19 protein-coding genes and 1 pseudogene are annotated in these 21485 nt (G+C 48.4%); 11 read left to right on the top strand and 9 right to left on the bottom strand.

Annotated elements, in window-relative coordinates; all coding sequences use genetic code 11:
• Positions 1-123: 123 nt before the first annotated feature.
• The 5 genes from DW830_RS09720 (at position 124) to DW830_RS09700 (ending at position 3113) form a co-directional block, all read left to right on the top strand.
• The gene (locus DW830_RS09720) at positions 124-837 is read left to right on the top strand and encodes a MotA/TolQ/ExbB proton channel family protein (RefSeq protein WP_117661418.1); all 714 of its coding nucleotides are present in this window, start codon (positions 124-126) and stop codon (positions 835-837) included.
• Between the two features lie 35 nt (positions 838-872).
• The gene (locus tag DW830_RS09715) at positions 873-1394 is read left to right on the top strand and encodes a hypothetical protein (protein ID WP_119249741.1); all 522 of its coding nucleotides are present in this window, start codon (positions 873-875) and stop codon (positions 1392-1394) included.
• A gap of 50 nt (positions 1395-1444) precedes the next feature.
• Complete coding sequence (locus DW830_RS09710) at positions 1445-2044, top strand: ExbD/TolR family protein (protein WP_119249740.1); 600 nt, start codon at positions 1445-1447, stop codon at positions 2042-2044.
• Complete coding sequence (locus DW830_RS09705; protein WP_119249739.1) at positions 2041-2505, top strand: ExbD/TolR family protein; 465 nt, start codon at positions 2041-2043, stop codon at positions 2503-2505. The genes DW830_RS09710 and DW830_RS09705 overlap by 4 nt, the downstream gene beginning before the upstream one ends.
• Before the next feature lie 104 nt (positions 2506-2609).
• A complete protein-coding gene (locus DW830_RS09700) occupies positions 2610-3113 on the top strand; it encodes an Lrp/AsnC family transcriptional regulator (RefSeq protein ID WP_119249738.1) in 504 nt (167 codons plus the stop codon).
• A gap of 27 nt (positions 3114-3140) precedes the next feature.
• On the opposite strand, the gene DW830_RS09695 is transcribed toward DW830_RS09700, so the two are convergent.
• Together DW830_RS09695 and DW830_RS09690 are read right to left on the bottom strand one after the other, a co-directional pair.
• Positions 3141-3662: a dihydrofolate reductase gene (locus DW830_RS09695; RefSeq protein ID WP_117661417.1), complete on the bottom strand. Its 522-nt coding sequence runs from the start codon at positions 3660-3662 to the stop codon at positions 3141-3143.
• A 55-nt stretch (positions 3663-3717) separates the two neighbouring features.
• Positions 3718-5184: a methyltransferase RsmF C-terminal domain-like protein gene (locus DW830_RS09690; RefSeq protein WP_119249737.1), complete on the bottom strand. Its 1467-nt coding sequence runs from the start codon at positions 5182-5184 to the stop codon at positions 3718-3720.
• A gap of 137 nt (positions 5185-5321) precedes the next feature.
• Between DW830_RS09690 and DW830_RS09685 the strand changes: the two genes are divergently transcribed.
• From DW830_RS09685 to DW830_RS09675, 3 genes are read left to right on the top strand one after another with little or no spacing between them, the layout of a single operon-like run.
• The gene (locus tag DW830_RS09685; protein ID WP_147487245.1) at positions 5322-6077 is read left to right on the top strand and encodes a DUF6249 domain-containing protein; all 756 of its coding nucleotides are present in this window, start codon (positions 5322-5324) and stop codon (positions 6075-6077) included.
• 36 nt (positions 6078-6113) lie between these two features.
• Positions 6114-6653 carry an RNA polymerase sigma factor gene (locus DW830_RS09680; protein ID WP_119249735.1) on the top strand — a complete coding sequence of 180 codons (540 nt, stop codon included), beginning with the start codon at positions 6114-6116 and terminating at the stop codon, positions 6651-6653.
• The gene (locus DW830_RS09675; protein WP_233544469.1) at positions 6643-7134 is read left to right on the top strand and encodes a DUF5056 domain-containing protein; all 492 of its coding nucleotides are present in this window, start codon (positions 6643-6645) and stop codon (positions 7132-7134) included. Before DW830_RS09680 ends, DW830_RS09675 begins: the two co-directional genes overlap by 11 nt.
• A gap of 247 nt (positions 7135-7381) precedes the next feature.
• On the opposite strand, the pseudogene DW830_RS09670 reads toward DW830_RS09675, so the two are convergent.
• From DW830_RS09670 to carB, 3 genes and pseudogenes are all read right to left on the bottom strand, one after another.
• A pseudogene (locus DW830_RS09670) lies at positions 7382-9459 on the bottom strand (OmpA family protein).
• An 84-nt stretch (positions 9460-9543) separates the two neighbouring features.
• Entirely contained in the window at positions 9544-11700 is a 2157-nt protein-coding gene (locus DW830_RS09665) for a DNA topoisomerase 3 (protein ID WP_119249734.1), read from the bottom strand.
• A 177-nt stretch (positions 11701-11877) separates the two neighbouring features.
• The gene (gene carB, locus DW830_RS09660; RefSeq protein ID WP_119249733.1) at positions 11878-15108 is read right to left on the bottom strand and encodes a carbamoyl-phosphate synthase (glutamine-hydrolyzing) large subunit; all 3231 of its coding nucleotides are present in this window, start codon (positions 15106-15108) and stop codon (positions 11878-11880) included.
• 311 nt (positions 15109-15419) lie between these two features.
• Here carB and DW830_RS09655 point away from each other — a divergent pair, with 311 nt between their 5' ends.
• The 3 genes from DW830_RS09655 to DW830_RS09645 are packed head-to-tail and all read left to right on the top strand — an operon-like array spanning position 15420 to position 18146.
• Positions 15420-16157 carry a (Fe-S)-binding protein gene (locus DW830_RS09655; protein WP_119249732.1) on the top strand — a complete coding sequence of 246 codons (738 nt, stop codon included), beginning with the start codon at positions 15420-15422 and terminating at the stop codon, positions 16155-16157.
• Complete coding sequence (locus DW830_RS09650; protein ID WP_119249731.1) at positions 16154-17527, top strand: lactate utilization protein B; 1374 nt, start codon at positions 16154-16156, stop codon at positions 17525-17527. The genes DW830_RS09655 and DW830_RS09650 overlap by 4 nt, the downstream gene beginning before the upstream one ends.
• A 40-nt stretch (positions 17528-17567) precedes the next feature.
• Positions 17568-18146, top strand: a complete 579-nt coding sequence (locus DW830_RS09645; RefSeq protein ID WP_119249730.1) for a lactate utilization protein C — start codon at positions 17568-17570, stop codon at positions 18144-18146.
• 118 nt (positions 18147-18264) lie between these two features.
• On the opposite strand, the gene DW830_RS09640 is transcribed toward DW830_RS09645, so the two are convergent.
• The 4 genes from DW830_RS09640 to DW830_RS09625 are packed head-to-tail and all read right to left on the bottom strand — an operon-like array spanning position 18265 to position 21467.
• Complete coding sequence (locus DW830_RS09640; protein WP_119249729.1) at positions 18265-19203, bottom strand: GNAT family N-acetyltransferase; 939 nt, start codon at positions 19201-19203, stop codon at positions 18265-18267.
• Positions 19204-19226: 23 nt separating this feature from the next.
• On the bottom strand, positions 19227-19640 hold the full coding sequence (locus DW830_RS09635; RefSeq protein WP_119249728.1) for a sugar 3,4-ketoisomerase: 414 nt from the start codon (positions 19638-19640) through the stop codon (positions 19227-19229).
• 5 nt (positions 19641-19645) lie between these two features.
• Positions 19646-20827 (bottom strand): formate-dependent phosphoribosylglycinamide formyltransferase, encoded by a 1182-nt coding sequence (purT, locus tag DW830_RS09630; protein WP_119249727.1) that lies wholly within the window; start codon positions 20825-20827, stop codon positions 19646-19648.
• 22 nt (positions 20828-20849) lie between these two features.
• Complete coding sequence (locus tag DW830_RS09625) at positions 20850-21467, bottom strand: AAA family ATPase (RefSeq protein ID WP_119249726.1); 618 nt, start codon at positions 21465-21467, stop codon at positions 20850-20852.
• Between the last annotated feature and the right edge of the window lie 18 nt (positions 21468-21485).

Genomic DNA, 21485 nt, shown 5'->3' with positions numbered 1-21485 from the left:
AACTTTATAATTGGACACTACAAAGTTACTTAAAATCAACGAGATGCACAACTTTTTCTCCATAAAAATATACTAATTTTCAGGCGGTTTTTTAATTCCGCCAACAGGTAGGTATATATGATTATGAAGAAAAATACAGCTATTGCGCGTTTCGCAATATTCATTTTCACAGTAATGTGTTCTCTGCCTGTCATGGCGCAAGACGAGAATATCGGATTTCATCAAGCTCTTAAGACGAAGTTCATAGAGGGTAATGCCGGCTTTATGTCGCTCGTTGCCATCGCTCTCATCGTGGGTCTGGCTTTCTGTATTGAGCGCATTATCTATCTCAGTCTTTCTGAAATCAATGCCAAGAAGCTGATGCAGGATATCGACCAGAAGGTAGAGGCAGGGGATGTGGAAGGTGCCAAGGAACTTTGCCGCAATACCCGTGGACCTGTAGCTTCTATCTGCTATCAGGGATTGATGCATATGGATGAGCATCTTGATGATATCGAGCGCTCGGTAAGTGGATATGGTACCGTGCAGGCTGCCAACCTGGAAAAAGGATGCTCCTGGATCAAGCTCTTCATCGCCATGGCTCCTTCCCTCGGATTCCTGGGTACGGTGATTGGTATGGTGATGGCTTTCGACCAGATTCAGCAGGCGGGAGATATCAGTCCTACCATCGTGGCTTCGGGTATGAAGGTGGCGCTGATTACTACCATCTTCGGTATCATTGTTGCCTTGATTCTGATGGTGTTCTATAACTATATCCTTTCCAAGGTGGAGCATCTCACCAGTCAGATGGAAGAATCGGCTGTAACTTTGATGGATATTATCGCCAAGAATAAGTGAAGAGTGAAGAAACAACGTTCAAAGTTGAAAGTTCCATGTTGAAAGTTCAAAGTTCAAAGTTCAAAGTTCAAAGTAACAAGTCTGCCGAACAGATATCTCAGAAGGTTTTCCGTCTGATGATAGGTTTGGCTGTGCTGGTTTTCGGTCTGTTCTATCTGATAGGCTATGATTTGCCTTTCGATGAGAACCCCGACTTCAATGCCCCTCTTTTTACCGATGTGCTCATCTTCCTGATGTGGCTTTTCCTGATAGGAGGAATAGGCTTGGCGGTCTATTCGATGGTGAAGGATTACCGGAGCAGCAAGTCGGAAGCTGTGGTGAATGGTGTGCCGGTGCGTCGTATCTTCCGTATCACCTGGCTTACCTTGCTGGCAGTTCTGATTCTTACCTTCCTCTTGGGAGGTTCCGCCCCGATGCTCATCAACGGTGAAAACTACGCCGACTGGTTGTGGCTGAAACTTTCTGATATGTTTGTCATCACCTCGCTGCTGATGTTGCTGGCAGGCATTGGAGCCGTTTGCTTCGGTGCCACCCGATATATCCGAAAGAAGCAATAACAGTCTGTAATTATCAAACAAAAAAATAGTTAGTATCATATCATAACGCAATGCTGATAAGAAGGAATCGTAACGAAACTCCGGGATTGAATACCACCTCAACAGCCGACATCTCGTTTATGCTGCTGATATTCTTCCTTGTAACCACATCCATGGATGTGGATAAGGGATTGTTGCGCCAGCTTCCTTCGCCTGAACCTCAGAAGAAGGAACAGCAGGAATCGGTGGTGGATAAGAACAATCTGATGGCGATTCATCTTACGGCTGGAGATACGCTGCTGGTGAACAACCAGCCGATGAAGCTGGAAGATCTGAAGCTGGAAACCGTCCGCTTTGTACATCGCCTGGGTAAGAAACATCTGATTTCCATAGAGAGCGATCGTGATGCCAACTACAACCTTTATTTCCAGATGCAGAATGAATTGATGGAAGCCTATGCGCAACTTCGCAATGAGGCAGCCCAGAAAAAATATCATAGAGACTATGCGCTTTTGAGCAATGATCAGAAGGAGCAGGTGCGTAAGCTCTGTCCTCAGCGCATTACGGAGTCGTATGCCAATGCGATGACTCATGAAGACAAGAGTGTAGATGCTGATGCGGAAGAGAAACAGGAAACCCAGTCAACACCGGAGAAAGGAGGCACCAAATGATGAATTTTCGTAAAAAATCGCATTCGGTTCCAGAATTGAATACCTCATCTTTGCCGGATTTGATATTCTCGGTACTCTTTTTCTTTATGATTGTTACCCACATGCGACAGGTTACCTTAAAGGTGGAATGCCGTATGCCTGAAGGAAAGAATCTCACACGCCTGACCAAGAAGTCGGCTGTAAGTCATATTTATATAGGAAAGCCAACCAAGGACCTGCAAGGCAAATACGGCTCAGGTACTCAGATACAGATGAATGACAAGTTTGTCAGTGTTTCAGATGTGCAGGATTATATCTCTGCCGAGAAGAAGCGGATGTCGCCTGAAGACCAGAAACTGATGACCGTTTCCATCAAGGCAGATCAGGACACCAAGATGGGAGTGATTACCGATGTGAAGCAGGCGCTGCGCCAGGCAAAGGCACTGAAAATAAGCTATTCTGCTGTTGAAAATAGGAAATAATATGCTCTAAAAGGAAAAATAATATTAATTTATTATTTTTTTTATTAGAAAAGTTGCTTTTTTTAAAGAAAAGTGCTACCTTTGCAGGCAAATAATAATTAATTATGGCAAAACAAGTATTAGATTCATTAGATAGGCATATTCTGAAGCTGATTTCTCAGGATGCCCGAATTCCATTTCTGGAAGTAGCACGTGCTTGTAATGTAAGTGGTGCTGCCATTCATCAGCGTGTTGCTAAACTCACTAACCTTGGCATTATTAAAGGCTCTCAATTTGTTATCGATCCAGAGAAGATTGGTTACGAAACCTGTGCATATATGGGACTGTTCCTCAAGGAACCTGAGAAGTTTGATCAGGTGGTTGATGAACTCAAGAAGATTCCTGAGGTAGTAGAGTGTCATTATACTACGGGCGGTTTTGATATGTTCATCAAGATTTATGCAGTCAACAACCACCATCTCCTGGAGATTATCCACGATAAGTTGCAGCCATTGGGGCTTTCTAGAAGCGAGACCATCATCTCCTTCAATGCAGCCATCGACCGTCAGCTTTCTCTGAAGGATATTCAGCAGGTTGCTGATGAGGATGATGAGACAACAGAAGAATAGGAATTTATTCAACCGTACTGGTCGAATTTATTTTCTGATATAGGTGAGGAATGAGAACGACAATCCGTTTTCATTCCTCATTTCTTTTTCCGTCACTTCCCAGGCAGAACTGTCGATGGCAGGGAAGAAGGTATCTGCCTGTTCCGGCTCCTTATCTACGATGGTGAGATAGAGTTTCCGGGCAGCAGGAAGAGCCTGGCGATAGATGCTTTCTCCGCCAATGATGAAGATTTCTTCCGGACTGGCTATTCCTGCATCTTCCTTGGGGGCAGACAAGGAGTCGCCTTGTGCAGCCCTGAGTGCTTCTTCCAGGGTAGGATATACTTCGCCCCCATCTATCTCTTTCAGACTTTTAGAGACAACGATGTTGCGGCGATGTGGAAGAGCACCGTTAGGGAGAGAATCAAATGTCTTTCTGCCCATGATGATGGTATGCCCCGTGGTAAGTTCACGGAAGCGTACCATATCTGATGGTAAATGATAGAGCAGTCGGTTCTGGTAGCCGATGGCCCTATTGTCTTTAGAGATACAAGCGATGATGCTGAGCATATTCATTCCTGATGATTGGTTCTTCTTGATGAATTCTTATCTTGTTTCTTGATATTTATTTATTGCTGATAACACAGGGCTCTTCCGGCACGTGGCTGCTCTTGATTTTCCACTCTTGTGGATAGAGGTTGTTGGCACGGTTGCCGATGTTCTTCTCCCAGCCCAGAGGCATCTGCTGATAGGTAACGAGCACGTAGCCTTTAGGGGTGTCTGCAGGAAGATTCACAGCCTCTTTGCGCAGGTAGCGGATGGCATCCTCGTAGGAGAGTTCTACCTGTGGGAAAACCTCTGTGTTGAGTTCGGTGGAGAGTGCCAGACTCTGGTCGGGAATGATGTCTTTGCCCTTGGTTGTTCCCAGTTTGATGCCGGCATGTATCACCTTCAGGTTTCTGGCAGCATCCTCATAGATGGCTTTCCATCGGCTTGGGATGGCATAGAAGTTATCGTCTTCGGTTATCGTTTCATAGTCGGAAGACTTCAGCCAGTCTGTTGGAACCTGCAGACCCTTTCCCTTGTTTCCTCTGTTCTTTCCTTTATCCTTGTTCTTGTCTTTTTTCTTCTTTTTATCTTCCTTCTCCATTTCCGGTTCTCCCTCTTTTCTGAGTACCGCGAGGAAGATGCCTTCTCCGCGGGTCTTGCCTGGGAGGAAACGATAGACTGGGATGTCTGTGCCTATGAGATTGCCCGTGATATTCCAAGCTTCATCGATATCGTTGAGTGCAATAGCATCAGCCCCTAGCTCCTCACAGATCCAGGAGATATTCTCTTCGTCTTCGTGGGCATTGAAAGTGCAGGTGGAGTAGATGAGGATACCGCCGGGTTTCAGACAGTTCCAGATATCGCTCACGATTTCACGCTGCAGATGCCAGCAGTTGTCCACATTCTGCAGACTCCATTCACTGATGGCACCATCATCCTTGCGGAACATACCTTCGCCGGAGCAGGGAACATCAGTGAGGATGACATCAAACTGAAGCTTCGACTTCTTGTAGTCGCGTGGATAGTTGTTGGTGACGATCATGTCGGGATGACCGAACTTCTGGATATTCTCTGCAAGAATCTGCGATCGGGTGCGCATCGGTTCGTTGCTGAAAAGAAGACTACCTTCCGGCAGGGCAGCACGGACTGCGGTAGATTTTCCACCTGGAGCCGCACAGAGATCAAGCATCATCACGGGTTCGTTAACGAGTTGTCTAATCACCAGATCCACGAACATGGAAGAAGCTTCCTGCACATAATACTTTCCGGCATGGAGCCATGGATCGAAGGTGAAGTTAGGACGGGTGGAGAGATAGCGACCGGTGGAAGGGCACCATGGAATCGGTTCGCCCTCTACTAGCCGTTCTCCATTTTCGGGAGAATTCTCCATCCTTACATCTTCTCCCTCCTTGCATTTGAAAGGATTGAGGCGGATACTGGTAGGTGCTTCTCCCTCGGTGATGCCCTGTTTCAGTTGCTGGAACAGTTCATCGCCCATCAACTCTTGGGTATATTTGATGAAATCTTCTGGTAATGTCTTCATTTTATGCCTTTATTCTTGATTTTGTTTGCAAAAATAAGAAAAATTTTGTTTCTTTGCAACTTATTTCCCAAGAGATGCGTCTAAGACATAGAAAAAATAATAAAAAACAAGGTAAAACTATAAAAATATTGTTAGATATGAAGAAAGCGATATTAACATTGGCGCTCATTATGAGCATCGGAGCTACCCAGGTATCTCTGGGATCTTCTGCTCCAAAACATCGGTATCATCCAACTACCCAACAGGTGGATAAGCAGGCTTCTCCTGCCGCAGCAAAGCAGGAAGACAAGCAGGCTACAGCCGAGCAGGCATCCGCGGCTCAGGATGATGAGGCTATTGAAGCCTATTCTGATACAACCGCAACGGATACTTCCGACTATGCTGATGCAGATGACAATGACAACCGTGCTTATCATTCCAAGTATAGTCTGGGCAACTATGATGATCCTTTCGATTTCATCGGTTCGGTATTTGGTGGCGGAGCGCTGTCGGTTATCATCATCTTCTGTATCATCTTCGGACTGCTGTTTGTCTTTGCTCCGCTGATCATCGTGTTTCTGGTTATCAGATATCTGATTCGCCGCCACAACGACCGGATGAAGTTGGCGGAGATGGCGATGGAGAAGGGCATCAATGTTCCGGAAGGCGACCGTCCGATAGACAAGCAGAGCGATGAATATCTGGTGAAGCGAGGATTGAGAAATGCCTTTCTGGGAGCTGGCTTGTGCGCCATGTTCTCATGGTGGGATGCTGACTTCCTGGCTGGTATCGGAGCCCTGGTCTTCTTCTATGGATTGGGACAGACCCTGATAGGTTCGCTTCCAGCCATCAAGGATTGGTGGAAAAACCGTCATGGCGATCAGGGCACAGGTTATAATGGAACTCCGGTGTAAAGAATCAAGGAAAGATAAATTATTAGTTAATATATAGTGGAAAAGTTATCCGATATTTCTCTCGTCACGAAGGTGGTGATGCTTCACGACCGCAAGTCGTTCGACTTGCTGGTCAAGAAGTATCAATCACCTATTCGTGGGTTCTTCCTGCGGCAGACGCTGGGGGATGCGCAGCTGAGTGACGACTTGGCGCAGGATACCTTTGTGAAGGCTTATACCCATCTGGCGAGTTTCAAGGGTACAGCCAGCTTCTCCACTTGGCTTTATCGTATCGCCTATAATGTGTGGTATGATTATACCCGCAGTCATAAGGAAACACAAGACATCGATACGCCGGCTGTTGCCCGACAGAATGCGCAGGGAGTGAACGCCGGACTGAAGATGGATTTGCTCAATGCCCTACGGATATTGAGCGATAACGAACGGACATGCATCACGCTGCAGCTGATGGATGGTCTCTCTATAGATAAGATTGCAGAGGTGACGGGAATGGCGCAAGGCACCATCAAGTCGCATCTCTCTCGTGGAAAACAGAAACTTGCAAGTTACTTAAAGCATAATGGTTATGACCGATAAAATGATTGATAATATGAATGGTATGGAGCTTGAACCGCTGAGCGCCACAGACGATCAGCTCCTTCAGGCTTTCTTTGCTGATAACAGGATGGAGGAGGTTCCGGATGATGGATTCTCTGATAGGGTGATGCAGGCATTGCCGGGTCTTGAGCCGGAAAAGACCTTGCTGGCTCTTGATCAGGAAAAGACCGTGCTGTCTCTTGAGCAGGAGCAGGCATTGGCTAAGCGTCGCCGATTGGAACATCTGTGGACGGCAGCCTGTGTGGCTGTCGGCATAGTTGCTGCTGTGGTTTGCCAGGGATGGGAGCAGATTCAGGGATGGCTCTTCTCTATGAAGATAGATTTCCTGCTGACCGGTTCACGTGCCCTTACCCATTTGGCTGATGCAATCACGCCGACGCAGAATCTCCTGATGATGCTGGCAGGTATCGTAGTACTCGTGATGGTCTGGGGATATAATGAGCTGGCGGATGCCAGATGATAGGACATATTAGATTACAGGTGATAGATTGTTCCTATTTATTGAATCATCAATCGATAAGATAAGAAAAAACTCTTTCTGCTAGTAGAAGAATGGTCTTCTGCTAATAGAAAGAGTTTTTTTATAGGGATGAAAGTTATGTTCAAAGCTTTTGAACCTATGTTCAGCAGTGTTGAACTTATATTCAGCAGTGCTGAACTTAAGTTCAACACTGCTGAACATAGATTATGCCTAGGAGAAAATACTTTTATTCCCTATCAAAGTTGATTTTATATCCGTAGCCTTCGGATTCTTTCTCTTGTCTTGGCTTTGACTTTGGCGGGTTCTGCAGGTTACCATCGTGGTCGAACATCTTATAGGTGGTACGAAGAACAGTAAACTCGGTACGGCGGTTCAGCTGGTTGCATATCTCCTGATGCTCCTTGGTCTGCTTGAGGATGAAATCCTGGGTGAGCACATCGTCTTCCTTCAGCCAAGGATATTTCTCCGTGAGCTTCCTGCGGATTGTCTTCGGGCGTTCCTTGCCATATCCCACAGGGGTAAGGCGCTCTTTTTCGATGCCGTGATCTATGAGGTAATCTACTACCGACTGGGCGCGGCGCTGAGACAATCGTTTGTTGTACTCGCTGTTGCCTTTGTAATCGCAATGGGCACTCAGTTCGATGGTTACGTGGGAATTCTCTTTCAGTAAGGCTACGAGTTTATCCAGAGCATGGGTGCTGGCTGGCGTTAGGGTAGCTTCGTCAAAATCATAGAATATGTTGTCGATGAGTACTGGGGCTGAGATGGAAGCCAGAGGGAACTGGAGCACATACTCCTTGCTCTCCTTAGCCGAATCTATCCGCAATTCCTCCTTGTGGTTGAGGAATCCCTTGCAGGAAGCCATCACAAGATAATCTACCTTAGGATGGACAGGCATCGTAAACGAACCGTCGCCCTTGACCGGTAGTTTCTTGTAGGTTCCATCGTTGCCTACTACCATCACCTGGGCAGCAGGAAGTTCGTAGCCGTCTTTTTCGTAAACCCATCCCTTCATCGTGGTGACAATCTCCGGATTTTCGAAAGAATAGATATGATCGTAGCCGCGGCCATCCTTCTGTTGGAAGAGAAGAAGCCACGGTTGTGCAGTCCCTCGAAGGTCATTCCGAAATCATCTGCTTCTGAATTGAGGGGATAGCCGGGGTGCTCTATCTTATACTGCTGGGTCTTTTCGTCTGTTCGGGCGATGTAGATGTCGAGACCGCCCATTCCGATATGACCGTTACTGCTGAAATAAAGGTCGCCATTGGGACGGAAGGTAGGGAACATCTCGTCGCCCGGAGTATTGATAGGGGCACCGAGGTTTTCCACACCTCCCAGACCTGAAGGAGTGATGCGCACACGCCAGATATCGTAACCACCCAATCCACCCGGCATATCGGAGACGAAATAGAGCCATTCGCCATCAGGACTGACGGCAGGGTGGGCGTAGGTACTCAAGGTATCCTGGGTGATTTCCAGTTTCTGAACCTTTCCCCAGGCAGCATTCGAACGGGAAGAGGTGACAATCTGGGCAAATCGGGGAGAGGCAGGATCGGTGACGCATTGGGTGAGATACATTTCCCTGCCATCGGGAGTGAAGCAGCAGGATCCCTCATCATAGTCGGTATTCAGACCGGTGGCGATGGCTTCCGGTCTGCTCCATTTTCCCTTGTCGTCTTTTTCAGAATAGAAGATATCGCCTGCCTTGGTTCCGGTGATTCCGCAGAGTTCATCTCCCTGTGCTTCGTTGCGGGTGGAGGTGAAGTAGATCTGTTCGTATTCATCGCCCAGGAGCATCGGTGAATAATCGGCTCTTCGGGAGGTGAAGATATCCATCTTCTTTACCTGATATCTGCTTCCGGCTTTTTTCCAGCTGGGAGCCATCTGGGCAGATTTCAATCCGTTCTGGGCAAGAATATTGTTGGGCATGGAATCCACGAGGATTCTGAATTCCTTTTCAGCCTGCTTGTAATCACCGTTTTTCTGGAGCAGACGGGCGTAAGCCAGACGATCATCGAGGGAAGCCTGGTTATAGCGGATGGCATTGCGGTAAGCATTCACAGCCTTGGGGGTAGCATTGATCTTGTTGTAGCAGCGCGCCATCTTCAAGGCTAGCTTTCCTCGGTTTTCACGCTCCTTGGGAGGTGTCTTGGTGTAGGCTTGCTTGAATTGGTCGGCAGCATCATAGTATTCGCCTAAAGAAAGGAACTTCTCTCCCTTCTTCAGGTTCTTGTCAATGCCGCAGCTTATCAGAAGGAGGCAGCAGACGGCTGTTATGATTTGGTATAATCTAATCTGCTTCATATAATATTTAAATCTGCTTCATAAAAAATCTAATCTGCTTCATATAATTTAGAAATAGAAACCCCTGATTTTAAAAACAGGAAACTACATCTGTGAGAATGGCTGGCGATATTGACAGCCAGATTTCCAGTTGCTGCAACCATAGGCGGTCTTGCCCTTGATGATGACGCCCTTGCCGCAGAGCGGACAAGGCTTGCCTACCATTGGGTCGGCTGAAGCCTGAGGAGCAGGAACTGGTTGAGAACTTGCATTCTGGGCTGTATCTTCATCCTTCTTCTTGGCTGGTGACTTCCTGGCTGTTGCTTTCTTGGTTGCCGGCTTTTTCTTGAGATCTTCCTCTGTCATGATGGTTACTCTTCGGTTGCTGTTATCCGATAAGACATCGATGACAATCTGGTTGATCTGCTCTTTCAAACCGTTGATGAATTCGGCTGGGTCGTAGGTCTTGTGCTCGATGTCTCGGAGCTTCTTCTCCCAGATACCGGTCAGCTCACAACTCTTCAGAAGTTCCTCGTGGATGGTGTCGATGAGCTCGATACCTGTCGGGGTTGCCATCAGATTCTTACGCTGGCGGCGGATGTAGTGGCGCTTGAAGAGAGTCTCGATGATGCCGGCACGGGATGATGGACGACCGATTCCGTTCTCCTTCAAAGCTGCACGAAGCTCCTCGTCTTCCACGAATTTACCCGCAGTCTCCATCGCACGGAGCAGGGTTGCCTCGGTGTAATACTTAGGTGGTGTGGTCCATTTCTCGGTCAGGGTAGGCTGATGCTCGCCCGATTCGCCTTTTGTGAAGGATGGGAGGGTTCTTTCTTCTACCACTTCCTTCTTGGCGCCGTTTCCTGAGTCTGCATTTCCGATGGTGTTATCAGAAGCATCGTCATCATCGGCATTCTTCGCATCCTTGGCATAGACTACTCGCCAGCCTGGTTCCAAAATCTCCTTGCCGCTCACCTTGAACTCTATCTTCTCCGGTTTGGGACCATCTTCGTTGATTACCTCGCCCAGAACGGTGGTGGTTGAGAATTTACAGTCCGGATAGAACACGCTGATGAATCGCTTGGCGATGAGATCATAGACATTCGCCTCCATATCGGTGAGTCCGGTTGGCGGAACACCGGTTGGGATGATGGCGTGGTGGTCGGTCACCTTGCTGTTATCGAAAACCTTCTTGCTCTTAGGCAACTTCTTGCCAGTGGCTGCGAGCTGCTGGATGAGCGGCAGGTATTTCTGCTGACTGGCTATCTTTGCCTGGCTTACGCCATTCAGAATCTGCGGACATTTCGGATAGATATCGTCTGTGAGAAACTGGGTATCTACACGAGGATAAGTGGTGTACTTCTTCTCATAGAGACTCTGGATGAGCTTCAGCGTAATATCTGCAGAGTAAGCAAACTTCTTGTTGCAATCCACCTGCAGCGAGGTGAGGTCGTAGAGATGAGGTGGCGCCTCGTTTCCCTTCTTCTTGCTTACGTCGGTAACGGTGAAGGGTTTGCCGGCGATGGTGCTGAATGCCTTCTCGCCTTCCTCCTTGCTGGTAAACTTGCCGCTGGTAGCCGTAAATTGGGTGTCGCGATAGATGGTGGCGAGTACCCAATAAGGCTCGGAAACAAAGTTGTCGATTTCCTTCTGGCGGTTTACGATCAGGGCAAGGGTAGGGGTCTGCACTCTACCGATGCTGAGCACCTGTCGGTTCTGACCATATTTCAATGTATAAAGTCGGGTGGCGTTCATACCGAGAATCCAGTCGCCGATGGCACGGGAAAGTCCGGCAAGATAGAGCGACTGATATTCTCCCTGGTCTTTCAGTTCCTGGAATCCCTGCTTGATGGCTTCATCGGTCATGGATGAAATCCACAGTCTCTTGACGGGGCATTTCGCCTGCGCCTTCTGCATCACCCATCTCTGGATGAGTTCTCCTTCCTGTCCGGCGTCACCGCAGTTGATGATGCTGTCGGCAGCCTGCATCAGTTTCTCGATGGTGGCAAACTGCTTCTTGATGCCTTCATCATTGATGAGCTTGATGCCGAAGCGCTGTGGAATCATCGGCAATGCCGAAAGGCTCCAATGCTTCCACATTGGAGTATAATCATCCGGTTCCTTCAGCTCACAAAGGTGACCGAAAGTCCATGTTACTTGGTAACCATTACCTTCCATATAACCGTCGCGTGCCGACGTAGCCCCGATGATTCGGGCAATATCCTTAGCCACGCTAGGTTTCTCTGCTATACAAACTATCATTCTTTATTTTTATTTCTGTTTGCAAAGGTACAATAAAATAATGAGATAGCCATCATTTCGCCTCCTTTTTCTCATTGCAGGGAATAAAAAAAGCCCTGTAAGGCTTGGGCACAATCATTGGTCTGTGCCTTGCCTTACAGGGCGTATTCATATAAATCTGTGAAATCTGTGGGAATTTTACTCGTACTCCTGCCAGCTCTTGATCTGAAGCTGATCCTGGCTCAATGTGCAGAATGCCTCGATGAAGGCTGAAGCCAGACGGGCATTGGTGAACAGAGGAATGTTGTGGTCGATGGCGCCACGACGGATTCTGTAACCATTGGTCAGCTCACGCTTGGTGTGATTCTTAGGGATGTTGACGATGAGGTCGAACTTGTGATCGGCAATCATCTGCATCACGTTAGGAATATCCTTGTGGTCCTCATCAGGCCATCCTACGGCTGTTGCCTTCACGTTGTTCTCGTTCAGGAACTTCGCTGTACCTGCTGTAGCGTAGATGGTGTAACCGTTTTTCACCAGAGCCTGGGCACCGTCGAGCAGAGAAGCCTTCTCCTTAGCACCACCGCTTGAAAGCATGATGCCCTTGTCCTTTGAAGGAATCTTGTAGCCGGTGGCAATCAATGAGTTGAGCAATGCCTCCTCGAAAGTATCACCCATACAGCCTACCTCACCGGTAGAGCTCATATCTACGCCCAAAACTGGGTCGGCGTTCTGCAAGCGGGCAAATGAGAACTGTGAAGCCTTCACACCCATGCGGTCGATATCGAAGGCAGACTTATCCGGTTTCTGATATGGAGCATCGAGCATGATGCGGGTAGCAGTCTCGATGAAGTTGCGCTTCAATACCTTGCTCACGAATGGGAATGAACGGGATGCACGGAGGTTACACTCGATAACCTTCACATCACGACCCTTAGCCAAGTACTGGATATTGAAAGGACCAGAGATGTTGAGCTCCTTGGCGATGGCACGTGAAATCTTCTTGATCTGACGGGCTGTAGCGAAGGAAATCTGCTGAGCAGGGAAGGTCATGGTAGCGTCACCTGAGTGAACACCTGCATACTCTACGTGCTCAGAAATACCATACTCTACAATCTCACCATTCTGGGCAACACCGTCGAACTCAATCTCGTTGGTCTCGGTCATGAACTGAGAGATAACCACTGGGTACTCCTTAGAAACCTCAGAAGCTGCCTCCAGGAAGCGACGCAACTCGTCGTCATTGTGGCAAACGTTCATGGCTGCACCAGAAAGAACGTAGGATGGACGAACGAGAACAGGATAGCCTACCTCGTCGATGAACTTCTGAACATCCTCCATAGAAGTGAGGGCGCTCCACTTAGGCTGGTCGATGCCCAGCTTATCGAGCATGGCAGAGAACTTACCACGGTTCTCGGCACGGTCGATGTTGACAGGAGAGGTACCCAGGATTGGCACAGACTGGCGATGAAGCTTCATAGCCAGGTTGTTTGGAATCTGACCACCCACAGAAACAATCACACCACGTGGTGACTCCAGGTCGATGACATCGAGTACACGCTCGAATGAAAGCTCATCGAAGTAGAGACGGTCGCACATATCGTAGTCGGTAGATACAGTCTCTGGGTTATAGTTGATCATGATTGACTTGTAACCCAACTTGCGGGCTGTGTTGATGGCGTTTACAGAACACCAGTCGAACTCTACAGAAGAACCGATGCGGTAAGCACCAGAACCGAGAACGATGACAGACTTCTCGTTCTTGTAGTAGTTGATATCGTAACCCTCTACGGCATAAGTCATGTAGAGATAGTTGGTGAGGTCTGGATGCTCGCTAGCCACAGTAGGGATGCGCTTCACGGCAGGAAGAATGTTCAACTTCTTGCGCAGTGCACGAACAGCGAGAACCTCCTTTTCCATGTTGGTATCCTTGGTCTTCAATACGAAGCGGCCAATCTGGAAGTCAGAGAAGCCCAATACCTTAGCCTCGCGCAATACCTCTGCAGGAATCTCCTCCAATGTTTTGTATGTAGAAAGCTTGTGCTTGTAATCTACGATATTCTTCATGCGCTCGATGAACCAAGGGTCAATCTTGGTCAACTCCTCGATGCGCTCGATGGTGTAGCCTTCCTCCAGAGCCTGGGCAATGGCGAAGATACGGAGGTCGGTAGGGTTGGAAAGCTCCTCATCCAGGTTTTCGAACTTGGTATGGTCGTTGCCTACGAAACCGTGCATTCCCTGACCAATCATACGGAGACCCTTCTGGAGCATCTCCTCGAATGAGCGGCCGATAGACATGATTTCGCCTACAGACTTCATGGAAGAACCAATCTTGCGGCTTACACCGGCAAACTTGGTAAGATCCCAACGAGGAATCTTGCAGATCATATAGTCGAGTGATGGAGCTACATAAGCTGAGTTAGGAGTACCCATCTCGCCAATCTGGTCGAGTGTATAACCGAGGGCAATTTTGGCAGCAACGAAAGCCAGAGGATAACCTGTAGCCTTAGAAGCGAGGGCAGAAGAACGGCTCAAGCGAGCATTGATCTCGATGATACGGTAGTCGTTGGTCTCAGCATTGAAAGCATACTGGATGTTGCACTCACCCACGATGTTGAGGTGACGGACGCACTTCACGGCGATGTCCTGCAACATCTTCACCTGCTCGTCGGTAAGAGAACAGGTTGGAGCTACCACGATAGACTCACCTGTGTGGATACCCAGTGGGTCGAAGTTTTCCATAGAGGCAACGGTGAAGCAACGGTCGTTGGCATCACGGATGCACTCAAACTCAATCTCCTTCCATCCCTTCAAGCTCTCCTCAACGAGTACCTGAGGTGCGAAAGTGAAGGCTGATTCAGCAATCTCCTTGAACTCCTCTTCGGTCTTGCAGACACCAGAACCGAGACCACCCAGTGCATAGGCAGAACGGATCATGATAGGGTAGCCGATGTTGCGTGCCGCAGCCACAGCCTCCTCCATGTTCTCGCAAGCGTGGCTTACTGGAACCTTGAGGTCAACCTTATTAAGCTCCTTCACGAAGAGGTCGCGGTCTTCCGTATTCATGATAGCCTCTACAGAGGTACCCAACACATCCACACCGTACTCCTTGAGCACCCCGCTGAGGTAAAGCTCTGTACCAACATTCAAACCAGTCTGTCCACCCCAAGCGAGCATGATGCCGTCTGGGCGCTCCTTCTTGATAATTTCAGTTACAAAAAAAGGTGTCACCGGCAAGAAATAAACCTTGTCAGCAATACCTTCACTCGTCTGAATTGTAGCAACATTAGGATTGATGAGGACGGAACTAATACCCTCCTCGCGCAGCGCCTTGAGAGCCTGCGAACCGGAATAGTCAAACTCACCTGCCTGGCCGATCTTCAAAGCACCGGAACCCAGGACGAGGACTTTCTTAAGCTGTTTCTTCATCTTTATATAACTATAAGTTTATTCTTAATAATAAAAAGTCTCTTCTGAAAATGTCTTGTTTAGTATCTATTTAGTTTCTTAGTCAGATTACTAAGGAAGATACACTATTTCGGGCAGCAAAGATACGTTAAATATCTGAATCATCCAAATTTTCTGCCATTCTTTACAGTTAAATAACATCAATTATTAAAAAATCCTTTTAGGAATGTCTTATTTTTGCTATTTTTTTGTTACTTTTGCAGCGCCTACAGAAGATGTAGTAGAATGTTTCGAGAATAATAAAACAATAGCTAACAAGAGTATATAGAACAATGAAAGTCGGATTATTCGTCCCTTGTTATGTAGATGCTTTATACCCTGAAGCGGGTGTGGCTACATACAAGTTACTAAAGCACTACGGACTGGATGTTGACTATCCCGAGAAGCAGACTTGCTGCGGTCAGCCGATGGCAAACGCAGGGTTTCAGGACAAGTCGGAGAAGGTCATAGAGACATTTGATGAGCTATTCAAGGATTACGATTACATCGTAGCTCCTTCAGCTTCATGTGCCGCTTATGTTAAGGTGTATTACCCTAAGATTCTGGAGGGTAAGCACGAGTGTGTTTCATCAAAGAAGATCATGGATGTTGTGGAGTTCCTTCACGATGTGCTGAAGGTGGATCATGTACCTGGTAAATTCCCTCACGTGGTGAGTGTGCACAACAGTTGCCATGGCGTGCGAGAACTGGGCTTGTCGTCTCCATCTGAGCGACACATCAAGCCATTCAACAAAATTATCGACCTGTTGAATATGGTGGAAGGCATTACTATCCACGAGCCGGAGCGCAAGGATGAGTGCTGCGGATTCGGCGGTATGTTCTCTATCGAGGAGCCTGCCGTTTCTACCCGAATGGGCGAGGATAAGATCAAGCGCCACATGGCTACGGGTGCCGAATATGTTACCGGACCGGATTCTTCCTGTCTGATGCACATGGCTGGTATTGCCAAGAAGGAGAAGATGCCGATCAAGTTTATCCATGTTGTTCAAATTTTAGCTGCAGGACTATGAGTACAGAACATTCCAAGAGAGCTGCGAAGTTTACGCAGAATGTAGAGAAGACCACCTGGCACGATGCTACCTTCTGGTCTGTTCGTCAGAAGAGAGATAAGATGGCGCAGGAACTTCCTGAGTGGGAAGACCTCCGTGAGCATGCCTCTGAAATCAAGATGCACACCATCACCCATCTTGCCGATTACCTCGATATGTTTTCCAAGAACCTGGAGAGCCGTGGGGTAAAGGTGCACTGGGCGAAGGATGCGCAGGAATTTAATGAGATTGTGCTCGGTATTCTCAAGGATCACAACGTGAAGAAGATGGTGAAGTCGAAGTCGATGCTCACCGAGGAGTGCGAGATGAATCCTTATCTCGAACAGCACGGAATCGATGTGGTAGAGACTGACCTGGGTGAGCGCATCATTCAGCTCTTGGGTCAGAAGCCAAGTCACATCGTCATGCCTGCCATCCACCTGAAGCGTGAGGAAGTGGGAAAGATGTTCGAGGAGAAGGGAATCTCCAAGGAAATCGGAAACTACGATCCTACTTATCTGACCCGCTGCGCCCGTCATCATCTCCGCGACCAGTTTATGGAAGCCGGAGCAGGTATGACTGGCTGTAACTTCGGTGTGGCTGCCACTGGCGATTGCGTGGTTTGTACCAACGAGGGTAATGCCGATATGACCACTTCCATGCCTAAGCTCCATATCGTAGCGATGGGTATCGAGAAGCTGGTGCCTGATTATAAGTCACTGGCTGTATTCCAGCGCCTGCTCTGCCGCTGCGGAACCGGTCAGCCTACCACCGCCTTTACCTCTCATTTCCGCCAGGCTCGTCCGGGTGCCGAGATGCATGTGGTTTTGGTAGATAATGGCAGAAGCGATATTCTCGCCGACAAGGATCACTGGCAGACCTTGAAGTGCATGCGGTGTGGAGCCTGTATGAACACCTGTCCGGTTTATCGCCGTTCGGGCGGATACAGTTACACCTATTTCATTCCGGGTCCTATCGGTGTGAATCTGGGTATGCTGAAGAATCCTCAGAAATTCAGCGACAATGTTTCAGCCTGCACCTTGTGCTTGTCTTGCGACAATGTCTGCCCTTCCAAGGTGGGTCCTGGTTCTCAGATCTACGCTTGGCGCCAGAGTCTGGATAAGTTGGGTAAGGCAGATCCTGTGAAGAAGGCAATGTCGAATGGTATGAAATATCTCTTCGACCGTCCGGCGCTCTACACCACCGCCCTGAAGTTTGCTCCGCTTGCCAATCTGATTCCTGAATGCTGCACGCACTTCAGCAACTGGAATGCGTGGGGTATCGGTCACGCCATGCCTGAGTTTGCGAAGAAGAGTTTCCATCAGCTTTGGAAAGAAGGAAAGGTGAAGTAGTGGGTACTCATAAAGTTCAAAGTTCAAAGTTCAAATTTCAATGTTAAAAGAAGATTTCCTGAACAAGTTGCGTAAGAATACGCACGTTCAATTCGATATGCCTGCCGTAGATGTCAAGGGAATCCAGTATGAGGGCACCTTGAAGCAGTTTATAGAGATGACTGAGTCTGTGGGTGGACACGTGATAGAGGCTGAGGAAGGCGAGAGCCTGGATGAGCTGGTGAAGAAGGCTTATCCGGAAGCGAAGGTCTTTGCTTCCAACCTGCCTGAGATTACCATCGCACAGAAGAATCCTGATACCGTGGCTGATGCCAACGACCTGAATGGTACCGATGTGGGTATTGTACGTGGAGAAGTGGGTGTTGCCGAGAATGGCTGCATCTGGATTCCTCAGACCATGAAGGAGAAGGTGGTGCTTTTCATCTCCGAATATCTCGTGATTTTCCTTCAGAAAGATAAGGTAGTTAACAATATGCACGAGGCTTATGCCCGTATCGAGATGGATCCGAAGTATAATTTCGGTACTTTCATCAGCGGTCCTTCCAAGACTGCCGATATTGAGCAGGCGCTGGTCATGGGTGCGCAGGCTGCTCGTGGTGTGACGGTTATACTCTTATAAATAAGGAATAATAGCTGGCAAGTATAAAAAAACGGCTGTTAACTGTTAACCTGTTAACTCCTATACTATAAATCCCGAAGTTCCGCCTTTGTGAACCTCGGGATTTATTTTTCTAAAATTATAATGTCCATTCATAGGTGTCATAAACCACGCCTCTTCCTCCATACCCTTCCTTGTGGGCGATGAGGCCCTCGTTGATCCAGGCTCCCTGCTGTTCCGTAGAACTGCCGAAATCCAGGTAAGGATAATCGGGGTAATCATGATACATAATCTGTTCGTAGATAGCCTCCATGGCTCCGAATTCCTTGCCTTCATCGTTGGTAGAACTATATTGTCCATGTATCACTTGCTGGGTAATATAAAAGGTGAGACCTCCTATTATGTGCCCGTTGCGATAAGCATTATATTGGATGATATTCTCGGGGAATCGACTTTTCAGAAGTTCCATTTCCTGAAGCGTGTGTACCGGTTTGGCACCAAATCGCTTTTCCAGGTTCTCATTCAATACCTCCCAGAATTCCGGCAGGCTTGCATCTCTCACTACGGTCACTCCATTCTGATGAGCCTTCTTCAGGCGGCGCAGGTGGTCTTTGCGCCAACGCAGTTTCTGCTGCATGAAGATGGTTGTGCCGATATTGCGGAGCGAAAGATAGGCCTTGCATTTCCAGAAGATGGCATAGAGATCTTCTTCTGAAGGATGGAGATGATAGATCCAGGGAATAGGACGATACTGTACCTTCTCGAAACCCTGAAGACGCAGATAGACATTCAGTTCCTCAAAGAGTTGGCAGACATCTGAAATCGTGACGTGGATGTTCATGATCAGTCCGCCATAGGTGAGTCCGAAATGCGAGCAGAGGGTCTTGTCTGCCTGATGGGCTGGCAGGATGGAATGGAGCTTCCCCTTCTTGAAGAATAGGAGAGAATAGTCCTTGAACCTATCGGAATGGTAATCCATATAGTTGCGGTAAAAGAGAAACGTAGCGTTTCGGGCTTTAGCCACATACTCATCCCATTGCTGGCGATATTCGGGGGTGTATTTGATGATTTCAAACATGATGTCTTGCTTATTTGAGAAACTCAAACATGATGTCTTGCGTATTTGAGAAACTCCTCGTAATCATAGATATAATCTGCTTCATCGTATAATTCCGAAGCCAGGACCAGACAGACTGAACCGGCAGAGAAGTTTTCCAGCGTTCGCCAGATACCTGTGTTGACGAGTAATCCCTGGTCGGGGCGGTTGAGAAGATAGGATTGCTTCCGTTTTCCATCATCCAGCGTAACCGTGAAGGAACCGCTGGCTGCAACAATCACTTCCAGGCATTCCCTGTGGGCGTGACCTCCACGGGCTGCCCCCTCCGGAATATCGTAGGTCCAGTAAGTGCGCCTGATGTGGAAAGGCACATCCTTGAAATCCTCCACATTCGTAGCCTGGAAGTCTTCGGATTGATGCGTGTTCTGGAAACGGATGATTTTTCCTATTTCTTTCATGAATCTTATTTCTTCATATATGGGTCGGTGCCCAAAACCGTCTTGGCAAGGCGCTTTGCCTTGTCGCGCAGGGCATTCAGATCATCGCCCTTCTCGCCGTAGCAGAGAACGACACCCATACGGCGACCTACGTGAGCCTCTGGCTTTCCGAAGATGCGGATGCGGGTATGATCCTCCTTCAGTGCATCAAGCATGTTGTAGTTCAATGGCTCTGTGCTTTCCTCAGGAGAGAGGATGACGGCTGAACAACCTACGTGCTCCAGATGGATTCCGGCGATAGGCAAGCCCATCACGGCACGGAAGTGGAGCTCAAACTCGCTCAGGTTGGTGGTGTGACCAAGCGTTACCATACCTGTATCGTGTGGACGAGGACTCAACTCAGAGAAGATTACCTCCCCCTGCTTGCTCAGGAAGAACTCTACGCCCCAGAGACCAGCACCTGTCAGCGCCTTGGTTACTTCGCCGGCGATGTGCTCAGCCTTCTTCAAAGCCTCCTCTGGAAGCTGGAATGGCTGCCAGCTCTCGCGGTAGTCGCCGCCCTTCTGTACGTGTCCGATAGGTGGGCAGAAGAGGGTAGGACCATCCTTCTGGGTTACGGTGAGGAGGGTGAACTCTGAATCGAAGTCGATGAATTCCTCGATAATCACTTCCTTCACGTCGCCGCGACCTTCCTCCATTGCCTCCTTGTAAGCCTCTACCAGCTCATCGTCGTTGTGGACATAGCTCTGTCCATGACCGCTGGAACTCATCAGTGGCTTCACTACGCATGGGAAACCAATCTCATCGGCAGCGTTCTTGAACTCTTCGAAAGTCTTTGCGTAGAAATACTTGGCTGTGCGCAGACCCAGTTCCTTGGCAGCCAGGTCGCGGATGGCACGGCGGTTCATCGTATAGTTCACTGCACGTGCCGAAGGTACAATCTGAATGCCCTCCTTCTCGAAGTCGAAGAGTCGCTCGGTGCGGATAGCTTCAATCTCAGGCACGATGATGTCTGGGTGATGTTTCTCAACCACAGCGGTCAATGCGTTGCCATCAAGCATTGAGAACACTTCTCGCTCGTCGGCAACCTGCATGGCTGGTGCATTGTCATACTTGTCGCAAGCGATGACGTACTGTCCTGCTCGCTTTGCGGCGATGGTAAACTCCTTGCCCAGTTCGCCTGAGCCCAAAAGCATAATCTTCTTCATTATATTATATGAGTTAAATTTCTTATAGATTGAATTTCTTTCTAATAAATTCTGCGATAAACTTCTCTGTCTCTTCTATTCCCAGCAGGCTGCTGTTGATGCAGAGGTCGTAGCTTTCGCTGTGTCCCCACTTCTTGCCTGTGTAGTAATCGTAGTAAGAGGCACGCTGCTCCTCGTGGTTTTCTATGAACTTGCGGGCGGTGGCTCTGTCGATGTTCTTTCGCTTGCAAACAGCCTTGATGCGGTCGTCAATGTCGGCGGTGATGAAGATATTGATCACGTTCTTGTAGTCGCGCAGCACATAGTCGGCGGTTCTGCCCACAAACACGCAGTTGCCCTCATCGGCAGCCTTTCTAATGGCGTCGCTCTGGAACTTGTACAGACCTTCCTGCGAGAAGTCGTTGTGATAGAAATTGTTATCGCTCAGGAAAGGCAGATGGGTATGAAAGAGAGACTTGAAGAATCCCTTCTGCTCATCGTTCTGCTCGAAGAATTTCTCCGAAAAACCGCTCTCCTTGGCAGCAAGGTTGAGCAGTTCCCGGTCGTAGCATTTGCAACCGAAATCTTCCGCCAGCTTCTCAGCGATGATATGGCCGCCGCTACCAATCTGGCGACCTACGTTTATGATAATCTTGGTCATAAGCTTAAAATTTTAGCT

The organism is Prevotella sp. AM34-19LB (genome assembly GCF_003468525.1).
In the GTDB taxonomy this organism is placed as follows: domain Bacteria; phylum Bacteroidota; class Bacteroidia; order Bacteroidales; family Bacteroidaceae; genus Prevotella.
This window is presented reverse-complemented; position numbering and strand designations above follow the sequence as displayed.